Here is a 14,474-nt window from a genome sequence, read left to right as displayed (position 1 = left end):
CAGGAGCTGCCCGACTGCACCACCAGCATCCAGCAGGGCGACGTCGTCGTCGTGTGCGGCCCCTCGGGCTCGGGCAAGAGCACGCTGATCAAGCCGGTCAACGCGCTCGAGCCGTTCCAGAAGGGCGACATCGTGGTCGATGGCGTGAGCATCAGCGACCCCAAGACCAACCTGCCCAAGCTGCGCAGCCGGGTCGGCATGGTGTTCCAGCACTTCGAGCTGTTCCCGCACCTGTCGGTGACGGAAAACCTGACGATCGCCCAGATCAAGGTGCTCGGCCGCAGCCCCGACGAGGCCAAGACGCGCGGGCTGAAGATGCTCGATCGCGTCGGCCTGATGGCGCACAAGGACAAGTTCCCCGGCCAGCTCTCCGGCGGCCAGCAGCAGCGCGTGGCGATCGCCCGTGCACTGAGCATGGACCCGATCGTGATGCTGTTCGACGAGCCCACCTCGGCGCTCGACCCGGAGATGGTCGGCGAAGTGCTCGACGTGATGGTTCAGCTCGCCAACGAGGGCATGACGATGATGTGCGTCACCCACGAGATGGGCTTCGCGAGGAAGGTCAGCCACCGCGTCATCTTCATGGACGCCGGCAAGATCGTCGAGGACTGCAAGAAGGAAGACTTCTTCGGCAACCCCGAGGCCCGCTCGCCGCGCGCGAAGGACTTCCTCTCGAAGATCCTGCAGCACTGAGCCGCGTCCAGCGCGGCGCGCCGCTCAGGGCTCGATCGCGCTGCCGATGATCGGCTCGCCGCCGCCCACGGTGCCGATGAAGCGGGCGGCGCCGCTGGCGAGGTCGATGCGATACCAGCGTGTCGGCGTGTTGGCGGAGGTGCCGATGCCGGCATAGGCGGTGTTCGAGACGTCCGAGATGTCGAGGGTCGCACGCTCGAACGGCCCGGTGCCGAGCAGGCCCACCGTGTACAACCGCCCGGTGTTGGGCGACACGGCCGGCGCCACGCCTTCCTTCGTGCCCTGTTGCACCAGCGTGCCGGTCGCGCCGTCGAGCGCGTAGTTGGTGGTGATCTTCTCGTTGTCCTTGTTGTAGGTGTAGCCGGCGGCGACGATGCGCGGTGCGTGGCCCGTCATGCGGTCGGCGCTGTCGTAGGCAAGCCGGCCATCGAACTGCACGCCCGCCTGGGCCGGGTTGGCGTCGACCACCGCGCCGGTGTCAGGGTGCAGCCGCAGGTTGAAGCCGGCGTCGCTGACCACGCGGATGCGGTCCACGGTCGGGTTGAAGTCGACGCCGAACTCGCGGCCTTCGGGCAACGCCACCGGGCTGCCGATCGCGGTGGCGGCGGCCGTGGCGGCGTCGATGCGGTAGAGCTGGCCGCTCGCACCCAGGCCGAACAGCTGCCCCTTGGCGACGCGGTAGTCGATGCCGACCAGGCGGTCACCACTGCCCAGCCCGGCCAGCGGCTTGCTCGCGAGGATCTTCTGCGGTTGACCGGCGTTGAAGCTCAGCAGGCGGCCGGAGGCGGTGACGGCGTGGATGGTTTCCTTGGCCGGCGGACCGACGGGTTCGGCAGGGCTCAGCGCGCAGGCGGAGACGAGCAGCGCGGTGATCGGAGCGAGGCGGAGGGCGGAAGGCGACATCGTGGCTCAGGCGCAGTGGCAGATGGGATCCATGGTGCCAAGCGCGGCCCGGCCAGGTCCTTCGAAACGAACGGGATTCGGGCGTCTTCTCGCCGAGCCCGGGTGCGAGAATCGCCGCCCATGAGCGATACCTTGACGATCACCCGCCCCGACGACTGGCACCTGCACGTGCGCGACGGCGCCGCCCTGGCTGCCGTGGTGCCGGCCACCGCGCGCCAGTTCGGCCGCGCGATCATCATGCCCAACCTCAAGCCGCCGGTGACCACCGCGGCGCAAGCCCTGGCCTATCGCGAGCGCATCCTCGCCGCGGTGCCGAAGGGGGTGAGCTTCGAGCCGCTGATGACGCTGTACCTGACGGACAAGCTCCCGCCCGACGAGATCCGCCGCGCGAAGGAGGCCGGCGTGGTGGCCGTGAAGCTGTACCCCGCCGGCGCCACCACCAACAGCGATGCCGGCGTCACCGACCTGCGCAAGACCTACGAGACGCTCGAGGCGATGCAGCGCGAGGGCCTGCTGCTGCTGGTGCACGGCGAAGTGACCGATGCGGAGATCGACCTGTTCGACCGCGAGAAGGCCTTCATCGACCAGAAGCTCATCCCACTTCGCAAGGACTTTCCCGAGCTGAAGATCGTCTTCGAGCACATCACCACGCGCGAGGCGGTGCAGTACGTGGGCGAGGCGGGGCCGAACACCGCGGCGACGATCACCGCCCACCACCTGCTCTACAACCGCAACGCCATCTTCCTCGGCGGCGTGCGGCCGCACTACTACTGCCTGCCGGTGCTCAAGCGCGAGGAGCACCGCCGCGCGCTCGTCAACGCCGCCACCTCGGGCAGCGCGAAGTTCTTCCTCGGCACCGACAGCGCGCCGCACCCGGCCCACCTGAAGGAGCACGCCACCGGCTGCGCCGGCTGCTATACCGCGCTGTCGGCGCTGGAGCTGTATGCCGAGGCCTTCGATGCCGCCGGCGCACTCGACAAGCTCGAAGGCTTCGCCAGCTTCCACGGCCCGGCCTTCTACGGGCTGCCGCGCAACACCGGCACGGTGACGCTGCAGCGCAAGCCCTGGACGCTGCCCGAGAGCGTGCCCTTCGGCGACGCGCAGCTCAAGCCGCTGCGCGGCGGCGAGACGCTTGCCTGGCAGCAGGTGTGAAGGAGACACGATGATCGAGAAGCAACCGCGCATCGCGCTGCTCGTCGACGCCGACAACTCGCCGGCGAGCAAAATCGACGTGATCCTCGCCGAGCTGGCCAAGCTCGGCGTGGTCAACGTGCGCCGCGCGTACGGCAACTGGAAGAAGTCGGGCCTCAAGGGCTGGGAAGACGTGCTGCACGAGTACGCGATCCGCCCCATCCAGCAGTTCGACTACACCAAGGGCAAGAACGCCACCGACATGGGGCTGGTGATCGACGCGCTGGACCTGCTCTACACCGACGGGCCCGACGCCTTCGGCATCGTCTCGTCGGACAGCGACTTCACGCCGCTGGTGATGCACCTGCGCGCCAAGGGCGCCCAGGTGTACGGCTTCGGCGCCAAGAAGACACCGATGCCCTTCGTCAACGCCTGCTCGCGCTTCCTGTTCCTCGAGAACCTCGGCCGCGCGGCCGAGCCGGTGGCGGAAGAGGGCGAGAAGAAGCCGGCCAAGCCCGCGCGCAAGGCCGGCGGCCGCGGCAAGGCCAAGGCGGAAGAGTCTGCGGTGCCCGCCGAGGCCGCGGAAGTGGCCGACGCGGCGCCGGTCAAGCTCGATTCGCATGCGCTCAAGCGCGACGCGCGGCTCGTCTCGCTGCTGCGCAACGCCGTGGAGTCGGCGGCCGGCGAGGACGGCTGGTCTTCGCTCGGCTCGGTGGGTCAGCAGATCGGCAACCAGGCGTCGTTCGACCCACGCAACTACGGCTACCGCAAGCTGATCGACCTGATCGAGGCGACGCAGCTGTTCGAGCTGGATCGGCGTGGCTCGCAGTTCGTGCTGCGCGACAGGCGCCAGGCCAAGGCCGCCGCCAAGGGATGATGTTCTGGCGCTCACTCGACTGGCGCGCGCCGTGGCTCGCGCCCTACGCCGAGGTGGCGCGCCCGGTGATCGAGCGGCTGGAGTCCGGCGCAGGCACCGCTGTTGCGCTCGGCCACCCGCGTTTCGTGGCGCAGCGCGAGTTGCCCGACGGCGAGGCCTACGAAGGCTTCATCGGCCGCACCGGCCGCGTGCCCACGCGCGACAACCTGCACGACCTGCTCAACGGCCTGGTCTGGCTGCGCTTCCCGGTGCTCAAGCAGCGGCTGAACGAACTGCACGCCGCACAGCTCGCTGCGGAGGGGGTGCGGCCTCAGCGAGGCCCGCTGCGCGACGCGCTGACGCTGTTCGACGAGAACGGCGCCTGGTGGCAGGCGCCGCCGCTGCTGGCCGATGCGCTGCGCCGGCGCGACTGGCATGCCCTGTTCGTCACGCATCGAGCGATGTGGCTCGAGGTGCGGCCGGTGCTGGTCGGCCATGCGCTGCTCGAGAAGCTGGCCGCGCCACGCACGGCCATCACCGCGCACGTGTGGATGGCCGGAGAGGCGCCGGAGCAGCCGGGCTCGATCACGGCCAAAGCCTGGGCGCTCAAACCCTTCCATCCGCTGCCGGTGCTCGGCGTGCCCGGCTGGTGGCCGGCCAACGAGGACGCAGCCTTCTACGACGACGCCAGCGTGTTTCGCCCGCCGCGGGGATAATCGAGCCCGTGAAGCGGGCCAGACCGCCGCCGGTGCGAGAGCCGAAAGGCTGCACGGGAGGAAGGTCCGGACTGCACAGGGCGGCGTAGCAGCCAACGGCTGTCCGGCGTGAGCCGAGGATCAGAGCAACAGAGACGAGTCGGAGCGGCCTTCGCAAGAGGGCCGTTCCGGGTGAAACGGGCAATCTCTACGCGCAGCAACACCGAATAGGCCGGCGATGATGTGGCTCCGCGGAGCCGGCGGGTAGGTGGCACCGAGCCGATGCAGCGATGCACGGCCCAGAGGAATGGCGGTCACGGCGGCGGCTTCACCAGAAGACGCCGACGCACAGAATCCGGCCTATCGGCCCGCTTCACACTTTCTGCGGGAGCCGCGCGGCGGCTTCAGCGCCCGCCGACCTCGCCCAGCACGCGCTCCAGCGTGGCCACCATCGGCGCGATCTGGCTCGGGGCGAGCTTGCCGTGGCGCTGCAGATAGTCGCGCACCGCTCGCCCGCTGGCGCGGCCGACGAGCACGCCGTCGCGCATCACGAGCGACTCGCGCGCGAAGTCGGCCGCGGTGCCGTGGCAGCCGGCGCACTTCTCCTTGAACAGCGGCGAGGTGGTGGCCTGTGCCTGCAGCATCTGCATCACCGGAACCAGCAGGTCGTCGGTCAGGTAGTGCTGCCGCAGGAAGGTGGCGAGGTCCTCGGTGTGGTGCCGGCCCAGCAACCGGCCCCCCTCGACGCGCAGCGTGCTGCGCGCGAACGCGGCCGAGTCGCCGTGGCACTCGCGGCAGCGGCCGTCCCAGTAGTCGTGCAGGTCGGGTGCCGCGCCGGCCGCCGGACTGAGCAATGCTGCGATGGCCCAAGTCAGAAGGTGTCTCACCGCATGCCTCGTTTTTGTTCGCCGCTTCGGCATTCTGCGCCCGCCGCGGGGCGCCGCTACACTCTGCCGCCTCGCCCATGAATCCCGACGCCCAATCTCTCTGGCGCGCACCGCGCTGGGCCCTGGCCCTGCTGCTCGCCTGCCTGGGCATGCTCGGGCCGTTCTCGATCGACACCTACTTGCCGGCCTTCAGCGGCATCGCGCGGTCGATCGGCGCCACGCCCACCGAGATGCAGCAGACGCTCTCGGCCTACCTGTTCGGCTTCGCGGTGATGAACCTGTTCCACGGCGCGCTGTCCGACAGCTTCGGCCGCCGGCCGGTGGTGCTCGCGGGCGTGGCGGCCTTCACCATCGCCTCGGCCGGCTGCGCGCTGGCCCAGACCATCGGCGAGCTGGTGTTCTGGCGCGCGGTGCAGGGCATGTCCGCCGGCGCCGGCATCGTGGTCTCTCGTGCGGTGATCCGCGACATGTTCCCTCCGGCCGATGCGCAGCGCGTGATGTCGCAGGTGACGATCTACTTCGGGGTGGCACCGGCGGTGGCGCCGATGGTCGGCGGATTCCTGTTCATCCACGCCGACTGGCACTCGATCTTCTGGTTCCTCACCGCGGTGGGCGTGGTGCTGTGGGCCGCGAACTGGAAGCTGCTGCCCGAGACGCTGCATCCGACCCACAAGCAGCCCTTCAACGTGCGCCACCTGATGCGCGGCTACTGGCAGCTCGGCTCCAACCCGCGCTTCTTCATGCTCGCGCTGGCCAGCGGCATTCCGTTCAACGGCATGTTCCTCTACGTGCTGTCGGCACCCGTGTTCCTCGGCGAGCACCTGCACCTCGGGCCGGGCGAGTTCTTCTGGTTCTTCACGCTCACCATCGCCGGCATCATGGGCGGCTCGTTCCTGTCGGGCCGGCTGGCCGGGCGCATCAAGCCGCGGCACCAGATCCGCCACGGCTTCCTGATCATGCTGCTGGTTTCGCTGCTGAACGTGGCGCTGAACCTGCTGTTCGAGCCGCAGGCCTGGTGGGCGCTGTGGCCGATCGCCATCTTCGCCTTCGGCTGGGCGCTGATGGTGCCGGTGGTCACGCTGATGGTGCTCGATCTCGCGCCCGACCGGCGCGGCATGGCCAGCTCGCTGCAGGCCTGCGTGGGCAGCATCGCCAACGGCTTCGTTGCCGGCGTGATCGCGCCGCTGGTGATGCACTCCACCGTGGCGCTGGCGGTGTCGTCGCTGCTGATGATGAGCATCGGCATCGTCGCCTGGGTGTGGGTCAAGCCGCGGCTGGCCTGAGCGGCTCAAGCCGGCCCGGAGCCGGCCGATATGACGTCGGATGAGGGCGCTTTCGTGGCGCCCGGGAGCCCGACACCATGCCCGAGATCCGCACCTTTCGATGTTTGCCTGCCGCCCTGGCCGTGCTGACGCTGCTGGCGCCGGCCGCGTTGCGCGCCGGCGATGCGCCCGGCCACGAGGCCAAGCCCGCCAAGGCCGCGCCTGAAGCCCGCAAGCCGGTGGCTGCGGCGGAGGCCCCCAAGCCGGCGGCCCGTCTCGAGGCGCAGGACCCGATGGACCGCCTGCGCGAGCGGCTGGCGGAAAAGCTGGGCGCCACCAAGGCGGCACCAACCAACCCGAACGTGCTGCGCGTGGCCACGCGCGCCGAGGCCGATGCCGGCGCCGCTCCTGCCGCGAAGGCGGCCACGGCTGCAACAGCCAGGCCCCGGCCGAAGCCGGCCGAGTCGCATGCCGGCCACGCCGCGCACTGGAGCTACGACGGCGAGGGCGGCCCGGCGAACTGGGGTGCTATGAAGCCGGAGTTCGCCAAGTGCTCGACCGGCACGCGCCAGAGCCCGATCGATATCCGTGACGGCATCCGCGTCCAGCTCGATCCGGTGCAATTCGACTACAAGCCCAGCGGCTTCCGTGTGATCGACAACGGCCACACCGTGCAGGTCAACGTCGCCGCCGGCAACGCCATCGAGGTGATGGGCCGGCGCTACGAACTGCTGCAGTTCCACTTCCATCGTCCGTCGGAGGAGCGCATCGACGGCCGGCAGTTCGACATGGTCGCCCACCTCGTGCACAAGGATCTGGAGGGGCGCCTCGCCGTGGTGGCGGTGCTGCTCGATCGAGGCAGCGCCCAGCCGCTGGTGCAGACGATCTGGAACAACCTGCCGCTGGAGAAGGGCGATGAGGTGCCCGCCCGCGGTGCGATCGACCTCAACACCCTGCTGCCGCCCGACCCCAGCTACTTCACCTACATGGGTTCGCTGACCACCCCGCCATGCAGCGAGGGCGTGCTGTGGATGGTCATGAAGCAGCCGGTGTCGATCTCGCCGGAGCAGATCGCCATCTTCTCGCGCCTGTACCCGATGAATGCCCGGCCGATCCAGTCGGCCTCGGGGCGATTGATCAAGGAATCCAACTAGGCCCTAGACTCGCGCGCAATCCGACTGCCGGTTGCGCGACATGACCCTGCTGATCCTCGGCCTGCTGATCTTTCTCGGCGTTCACTCGGTGTCCATCGTGGCGCCAGGCTGGCGCGACGCGCAGGTGGCGCGGCTCGGCGAGATGGGCTGGAAGGGCGTCTACACGGTCCTCTCGGTCGTCGGCTTCGCGCTGCTGGTCTACGGCTACGGCCAGGCGCGGCAGGCGCCAGTGGTGCTGTACACGCCGCCGGTGGCGCTGCGCCACGTGGCGCTGGTGCTGATGCTGCCGGTGTTCGTGCTGTTGGTGGCGGCCTACCTGCCCGGGCGCATCAAGTCGGCGGCCAAGCATCCGATGCTGCTGGCCACCAAGCTGTGGGCCACGTCGCACCTGCTGGCCAATGGCAACCTGGCCGACGTGCTGCTGTTCGGCGGCTTCCTCGCCTGGGCGGTGGCTGACCGCATCTCGATGAAGCGCCGCACGCAGCGGCCACTGCCGGGTGCACCGGCGGGACGGTTCAACGACCTCATCGCGATCGTGCTGGGTCTTGCCCTGTACGGCTTCTTCGTGAAGGGTGGGCACGGCTGGTTGATCGGTGTCAACTTGATCTGACGAGCGGCCTCAGCTTCGGCCTGAAATGGCCGATATGCACTCCACGGCAGCCCTGCTGTTCCGGAGGAGAGTGCCTTGAGAAAGACCGGCCCCATCACCCAGCGTGAGTTCGTTCTCGACGATGGTGCGACCCTGGTGTCCACCACCGACCTGAAGAGTCGCATCACCTACTGCAACCCGGCCTTCGTGGCCGTCAGTGGCTACGAACGCGACGAACTCATCGGCCAGCCGCACAACCTGATCCGCCACCCCGACATGCCGGCGGAGGCCTTCCGTGACATGTGGGCCACGCTCGAAGCCGGCCAGCCGTGGACGGCACTGGTGAAGAACCGCCGCAAGAGCGGCGACCACTACTGGGTGCGGGCCAACGTCACGCCGGTGATCGAGGCGGGCCGCATCGCCGGCTACATGTCGGTGCGCACCAAGCCCGGCCGCGACGAGGTGGCCGCTGCCGAAGCCCTGTACGCGCGCATGCGCGACGAGGCCGGCGCCGGGCGGCTCGTCACCACGCTGCAGCGTGGCGAGGTGCTGGTGCGCACGCCCTCGGCGCGGCTGGCCCGCTGGCTGCACCCGGGCTACGGCGCCAAGGTCGCGGTCGCGGCAGCCGCGGCGCCGCTGGCGCTGACCGCCGTGGCCGTGCTGGCCGGCGTACCGATGCTGCCCATGCTGGGCACCGGCGTGCTGGCGGCCTGTGCTTCGGGCTGGTGGCTGCGCTCGCTGGCCAATGCGCCGCTGGTGCGCGCCACCGACGTGGCCAACCGGCTCGCCGCCGGCGACCTGACACGGCGCGGCGACGAGGCCGGCCGCCCCGACGAGGTCGGCCGGCTGATGCGCGGCCTGGCCCAGCTCAACGTGAACCTGCGGGCCATCGTCGGCGACGTGCGCCGCGAGGTCGAGGGCATCCACACCGCCTCGCGCGAGATTGCCGGCGGCAACCACGACCTCAGCTCACGCACGGAAGCGCAGGCCAGCAACCTGCAGGAGACTGCCGCTGCGCTCGAGCAGATCACCGCCACCATTCGCCAGAATGCCGATGCGGCGCGCTCCGCGGCCGATCTGGCGGCGCAGGCCAGTGACGTCGCCCGTCGCGGTGGCAGCGCAGCGGCCGACGCAACGCGGCGCATGGACGAGATCCGCCAGTCCTCCGGTCGCATCGTCGAGATCATCGGCGTGATCGACGGCATTTCGTTCCAGACCAACATCCTGGCGCTCAATGCCGCGGTCGAGGCCGCGCGTGCCGGCGAGGCCGGGCGCGGTTTCGCGGTCGTGGCCGCCGAGGTCCGTCAGCTCGCCCAGCGCACCAGCGCGGCGGCGCGCGAGATCAAGTCGCTGATCGAGGATTCGGCGCAGAAGGTCGAGTCGGGCAGCAAGCTGGTGGCCGACACCGGCGCCACCGTGCAGCAGACGCTCGACGCCGTCACCCGGGTGACGCAGCTGGTCTCCGACATCTCGATGGCCTCGGAGCAGCAGTCCACCGGCGTGGTGCAGGTCAATGCCGCGGTGGCCAACCTCGACACCCTGACGCAGCAGAACGCGGCGATGGTCGAGGAACTGGCGGCGACCTCCAGCGCCCTGAGCGGCCAGGCCGACGTGGTGGCCGAGGCCGTCCGCATCTTCCGCACCGGGCAGGCCACGGCCGCCTGAGACTGAACCCCCAAGAACAAGGGCCACCCTCGGGTGGCCCTTTTCATTTCTGCGCAACCTCATCAGTCACTTTCAGTCGTCACCGCAGGTCCTTGTTTTTGAACGATTAACTGCTTTGACGCTGCCTGAATTCGCGGCGCTAAGTGATTGATTTCACTGATTTTTCTTTACAACTTCGTTGACCCGAGACAGGGCCATCCGCTAAAGTGGCGCAAAGTGCACTTTAGTGGGTTTTTGTGGCGAATCTCGGCTTTCAGGGCCCGGCGGATCTCACCTTGGACGTCAAGGGGCGTGTGGCCATGCCCGCGCGCCATCGCGAAGTCCTGTCCGCGATGGGCGCAACGAAGCTGACGATCACCAAGCACCCGGACGGCTGCCTGCTGGTGTTTCCGCCGGCGGCCTGGGAAGACTTCGCGGCGCGAGTGATGGCGCTGCCGATGGAGTCGATCGGCTGGCGGCGTCTGTTCCTCGGCAACGCCACCGAAGTCGAGCTGGACGGCAGCTCGCGCATGCTGATCGCGCCGGCACTCAAGGAGTACGCGGATCTCTCGCGCGACGTGTACATGCTCGGCATGGGCAGCTGCCTGGAGTTGTGGGACAAGCGGCGTTATCTGGATCAGGAGACGACGGTGCGCTCCACGCCGATGCCCGAATCGGTCCGCAACTTTATCCTCTGATGGACCGCGGCGGCGAATGGCAACACACCACTGTCCTGCTGGCCGAAGCGATCGACTCGCTCCTGACCACGCCGGACGGTGTGTACGTCGATGGCACCTTCGGCCGCGGCGGGCACTCGCGCGCGCTGCTGTCGCGGCTGTCGGCGCGTGGCCGGCTGATCGCCTTCGACCGCGATCCGGAGGCGGTGGCCGCGGCCCGCGCGACGATCTCCGATCCGCGCTTCTCGATCCACCACGCGCGCTTCGGCGCGATGAAGGAAACGCTGGCTGCGCAGGGCGTGGCCGGCATCGACGGCCTGCTGCTCGACCTGGGCGTGAGCTCGCCGCAGATCGACAACCCCGCGCGTGGCTTCAGCTTCCGCTTCGATGCGCCGCTGGACATGCGCATGGACCCGACGCGCGGAGAGAGCGCAGCGGATTTCCTGGCACGCGCCGATGAGCGCCACATCGCGGAGGTGATCCGAGACCATGGGGAAGAACGGTTTGCTCTACAGATTGCAAAGGCGCTTGTTGCTCGGCGCGAAGGCGGGAACCCTGTTCGAACCACAGGGGAGCTTTCCGAAGTCGTGGCTCGTGCGGTCAAGACCCGCGAACCGGGCCAGGACCCTGCAACGCGCACATTTCAAGGCCTTCGGATTCACGTCAACGCCGAGCTTGAGGAGCTCGAACAAGGCCTGAGTTCCGGAGTCGAACTGCTGAACCCGTCGGGACGCCTGGTCGTGATCAGCTTCCACTCCCTGGAAGACCGCATCGTCAAGGCCTTCATCGCGCGCGAGAGCCGCAGCGAGGTGGACCGCCGCGCGCCATTCGCACCCGAGAAGCCGCACCGGCTGCGCTCGATCGGGCGGATCAAGCCCTCAGAGGCCGAGGTGCGCGCCAACCCGCGTGCGCGTTCGGCGGTGATGCGCGTGGCCGAGCGCACGGAAGTGCCCGCATGAGCCGGCTGAACATCGTGCTGTTCGTGGTGCTGCTGGCGAGCTCGGTCTACCTCGTCGACGTCTCCTATGACGCTCGGCGCCTCTACGCCGAGCTCGATGCCGCGCGCAACCAGGAGAAGGCGCTGGCCACCGAGTTCGAGCGGTTGCAGGCCGAGCGGCAGGCGCAGGCCACGCCGCTGAAGGTTGAGCGCATCGCGCGCGAGCGTCTGGCGATGCGCAATGCCACGCCGGCGGTCACGCAGTACGTGACCCATGCGGAGGCCGTGCCCGCGCCAGCCTCGGGAGGCGCGCGATGAAGCTCGGCGGTCTGTTCAGCGGCAAGCGCAACGGCGCCGCGCGACCGCGCGGCGGCGCAGTCAGCGCACGCAGCGTGCCCTACTCGAGCAGCCCGCTGCTGGCCTCGAAGACGCCGCCATGGCGCTCGAAATTCGTCGTCGGCCTGGTCGCGCTGGGTTTCGTGGTGCTGCTCGGCCGGGCGCTGTACATCCAGGTGCTGGGCAACGACTTCTTCCAGAAGCAGGGCGAGATCCGCTTCACCCGCAACCTCGACCTGCCGGCCAGCCGCGGCCGCATTCTCGACCGCAACGGCCAGATCCTCGCGGTGAGCGTACCGTCGCCGTCGGTGTGGGCGATCCCGAAGGACTTCGAGGCCGACCGCAGCCAGCGCCGGCAACTCGCCAAGCTGCTCGGCATGACCCCGGCCGAGCTCGACCAGCGGCTGCAGCGGCACCCGAACTTCGTCTGGCTGCGCCGCCAGGTCGAGGAGCAGACCGGCAAGGACGTCGCGGCGCTCGGCCTCAAGGGCGTGCACCAGGTTCGCGAGTACAAGCGCAAGTACCCCGAGGGCGAATCGGCGGCGCACGTGGTCGGCTCGACCAACGCCGACGAGCGCGGCCAGGAGGGCGTGGAGTTCGCCCACGAGCGCGAACTCGCCGGCGCCGACGGCAAGCGCCGCGTCATCAAGGACCGGCTCGGCCGCGTGGTCGAGGACATCGGCGAGAGCGTGCAGCCGGTGGACGGCCGCGACCTGCGCCTGACCATCGACTCCAAGGTGCAGTTCTTCGCCTACCAGAAGGTGCGCGACGCGGTGGCCGAGCACCGCGCCAGCAGCGGCAGCGTGGTGGTGCTCGACGTCGCCAGCGGCGGCGTGCTGGCGATGGCCAACTACCCGAGCTTCGTGCCCGGGCAGCGCACGCCCGGCTCGGTCGGTGCGAGGCGCAACCTGGCGCTGGTCGACACCGCCGAGCCGGGTTCGACGATGAAGCCCTTCATCGCCGCCCTGGCGCTGGAAAGCGGGCGCTTCCGTGCCACCGAGGTGCTGGCCACGCCGCGCCAGTTGTTCATCACCGGGTTGCCGATCACCGACGAGCACTCGCTGCCGATGATGACGGTCGAGCAGATCGTGCAACGCTCGAGCAACGTCGGCACAGCCAAGATGGCGATGACCATGCCGGCGCGCGAGATCTGGGACTTCTACACCCGCGTCGGCTTCGGCCAGAAGCCGCAGATCGATTTCCCCGGCCGCGAGACCGGCCGGCTGCGCGGCTGGCAGTCGTGGCGGCCGATCGACCAGGCCACCATCGGCTTCGGCTACGGCGTGTCCGTCTCGCTGATGCAGCTGGCGCAGGCCTACACCATCTTCGCGCGCGACGGCGACATGGTGCCGCTGTCGCTGGTGCTGCCCCCCGACGGCGACCCGGTGGAGCCGCAGGTGCGCCAGCAGGTGGTGTCGCCGCAGACGGCGCGCGCGGTACGCAAGATGCTCGCGATGGTCACCCAGAGCGGCGGCACGGCGCTCAAGGCGCAGGTGCCCGGCTACTCCGTGGCCGGCAAGACCGGCACCTCGCGCAAGTGGCTCAAGCACGAGAAGCGCTACGCGACCGACCGGCACCGCGGCTGGTTCGTCGGCATGGCGCCGGCGGACAAGCCGCGCATCGTGGTCGCGGTGATGATCGACGAGCCCAAGGCGGGCAAGTACTTCGGCGGTGACGTCGCCGCACCGGTGTTCAGCCAGGTGGTGCAGCAGACGCTGCGCTCGATGGGCGTGCAGCCCGATCTCGACGTCAAGACGCAGATCGTCGCGCGCGACGACGAAACGGTGCGGGAGGGCTACTGATGGCCGCCGTGCAGCACCTCGCCGATACCCGTTCCGCCTGCGACTGGCTGGCGGGCTGCGGCGCCCGTGCGCTGAACACCGACAGCCGTCGCGTGAGGCCCGGAGACGCCTTCATCGCCTGGCCCGGCCATGCGCTGGATGGCCGCCAGTACGTAAAAGCCGCGCTGGCCGTGGGCGCTGTGGCCTGCCTGGTCGAGGCCGACGGCGTGGCCGCGTTCGACTTCGGTGCCGATGCGCCGGTGGCCGCGCTGGCCGGGCTGAAGGCCCGCACCGGCGAGATCGCCGATGCCTTCTACGGCCGGCCGAGCGAGGCGCTGGCCGTGGTGGCCACCACCGGCACCAATGGCAAGACCTCCACCGCATGGTGGACGGCACAGGCGCTGCGCCAGCTGGGCCGGCGGTGCGGCGTGATCGGCACGCTCGGCATCGGCGAGCCGCCGGGCGACGGGCCGGCGGCAATGCAATCCACCGGACTGACCACGCCGGACCCGGTGACGGTGCAGCGTGCGCTGCGCGGCTTCGCCGATGCCGGCTTCGTGGCCTGCGCCATCGAGGCCTCGTCGATCGGCATCGTCGAGCAGCGCCTGGCCGGCACGCGCATCGCGGTGGCGCTGTTCACCAACTTCACGCAGGACCACCTCGACTTCCACGGCAGCATGGACGCCTACTGGGAGGCCAAGAGCGCGCTGTTCGACTGGCCCGGCCTGCGCGCGGCGGTGGTCAACCTCGACGATCCGAAGGGCGAGGAGATCGTCGCACGGCTGCGCGGCCCGCAGGCCTGGACCTACTCGCTCCACCGCGACGCGACGCTGCGTGCCGGGGCGATCGGCTACCGTGACGGCGGCCTGGCCTTCGACGTGGTCGAAGGCCAGACACGCGCGCAGGTGCGCAGCCAGCTGATCGGCGAG

15 protein-coding genes and 1 other RNA gene are annotated in these 14,474 nt (G+C 69.6%); 14 read left to right on the top strand and 2 right to left on the bottom strand.

All coding sequences use genetic code 11. The annotated features are described in order from the left end of the window. On the top strand, window positions 1-693 hold a 693-nt coding region (locus tag AB7U92_RS08560; protein ID WP_428575762.1), incomplete at its 5' end, for an amino acid ABC transporter ATP-binding protein. 24 nt (window positions 694-717) lie between these two features. On the opposite strand, the gene AB7U92_RS08555 is transcribed toward AB7U92_RS08560, so the two are convergent. After that, complete coding sequence (locus AB7U92_RS08555) at window positions 718-1,596, bottom strand: DUF4394 domain-containing protein (RefSeq protein WP_428575761.1); 879 nt, start codon at window positions 1,594-1,596, stop codon at window positions 718-720. A 120-nt stretch (window positions 1,597-1,716) separates the two neighbouring features. On the opposite strand from AB7U92_RS08555, the gene pyrC reads away from it, so the two are divergent. The 4 genes from pyrC (at window position 1,717) to rnpB (ending at window position 4,657) form a co-directional block, all read left to right on the top strand. Then, window positions 1,717-2,748: a dihydroorotase gene (pyrC, locus tag AB7U92_RS08550; protein WP_428575760.1), complete on the top strand. Its 1,032-nt coding sequence runs from the start codon at window positions 1,717-1,719 to the stop codon at window positions 2,746-2,748. A gap of 10 nt (window positions 2,749-2,758) precedes the next feature. Beyond that, window positions 2,759-3,604, top strand: coding sequence for an NYN domain-containing protein (locus AB7U92_RS08545; protein ID WP_428575759.1), 846 nt, complete (start codon window positions 2,759-2,761; stop codon window positions 3,602-3,604). Next, on the top strand, window positions 3,604-4,299 hold the full coding sequence (locus tag AB7U92_RS08540) for a DUF3025 domain-containing protein (RefSeq protein ID WP_428575758.1): 696 nt from the start codon (window positions 3,604-3,606) through the stop codon (window positions 4,297-4,299). The genes AB7U92_RS08545 and AB7U92_RS08540 overlap by 1 nt, the downstream gene beginning before the upstream one ends. Before the next feature lie 10 nt (window positions 4,300-4,309). Beyond that, an RNA gene (gene rnpB / locus AB7U92_RS08535) (RNase P RNA component class A) lies at window positions 4,310-4,657 on the top strand. Window positions 4,658-4,682: 25 nt separating this feature from the next. Here the strand turns inward: rnpB and AB7U92_RS08530 are convergent. Then, entirely contained in the window at window positions 4,683-5,165 is a 483-nt protein-coding gene (locus AB7U92_RS08530; protein WP_428575757.1) for a hypothetical protein, read from the bottom strand. A gap of 77 nt (window positions 5,166-5,242) precedes the next feature. Between AB7U92_RS08530 and AB7U92_RS08525 the strand changes: the two genes are divergently transcribed. The 9 genes from AB7U92_RS08525 to AB7U92_RS08485 all read left to right on the top strand — a co-directional run. Beyond that, window positions 5,243-6,448, top strand: coding sequence for a multidrug effflux MFS transporter (locus tag AB7U92_RS08525; protein ID WP_428575756.1), 1,206 nt, complete (start codon window positions 5,243-5,245; stop codon window positions 6,446-6,448). Between the two features lie 77 nt (window positions 6,449-6,525). Next, a complete protein-coding gene (locus AB7U92_RS08520; RefSeq protein WP_428575755.1) occupies window positions 6,526-7,581 on the top strand; it encodes a carbonic anhydrase in 1,056 nt (351 codons plus the stop codon). A 40-nt stretch (window positions 7,582-7,621) separates the two neighbouring features. Further along, the gene (locus tag AB7U92_RS08515) at window positions 7,622-8,191 is read left to right on the top strand and encodes an NnrU family protein (protein ID WP_428575754.1); all 570 of its coding nucleotides are present in this window, start codon (window positions 7,622-7,624) and stop codon (window positions 8,189-8,191) included. A gap of 75 nt (window positions 8,192-8,266) precedes the next feature. Beyond that, entirely contained in the window at window positions 8,267-9,835 is a 1,569-nt protein-coding gene (locus tag AB7U92_RS08510; RefSeq protein WP_428575753.1) for a methyl-accepting chemotaxis protein, read from the top strand. Between the two features lie 236 nt (window positions 9,836-10,071). Then, complete coding sequence (locus AB7U92_RS08505) at window positions 10,072-10,512, top strand: division/cell wall cluster transcriptional repressor MraZ (protein ID WP_428575752.1); 441 nt, start codon at window positions 10,072-10,074, stop codon at window positions 10,510-10,512. Beyond that, entirely contained in the window at window positions 10,512-11,450 is a 939-nt protein-coding gene (gene rsmH / locus AB7U92_RS08500; protein WP_428575763.1) for a 16S rRNA (cytosine(1402)-N(4))-methyltransferase RsmH, read from the top strand. Before AB7U92_RS08505 ends, rsmH begins: the two co-directional genes overlap by 1 nt. Then, entirely contained in the window at window positions 11,447-11,746 is a 300-nt protein-coding gene (gene ftsL, locus AB7U92_RS08495; protein ID WP_428575751.1) for a cell division protein FtsL, read from the top strand. The genes rsmH and ftsL overlap by 4 nt, the downstream gene beginning before the upstream one ends. Continuing rightward, window positions 11,743-13,566, top strand: coding sequence for a peptidoglycan D,D-transpeptidase FtsI family protein (locus AB7U92_RS08490; RefSeq protein WP_428575750.1), 1,824 nt, complete (start codon window positions 11,743-11,745; stop codon window positions 13,564-13,566). Before ftsL ends, AB7U92_RS08490 begins: the two co-directional genes overlap by 4 nt. Further along, window positions 13,566-14,474: Mur ligase family protein (locus AB7U92_RS08485; RefSeq protein ID WP_428575749.1), on the top strand; the 909-nt coding region annotated here is incomplete at its 3' end. The genes AB7U92_RS08490 and AB7U92_RS08485, both read left to right, overlap by 1 nt.

The sequence above is a fragment of the Piscinibacter sp. genome, from assembly GCF_050175855.1.
Classification (GTDB): domain Bacteria; phylum Pseudomonadota; class Gammaproteobacteria; order Burkholderiales; family Burkholderiaceae_C; genus Piscinibacter.
This window is presented reverse-complemented; position numbering and strand designations above follow the sequence as displayed.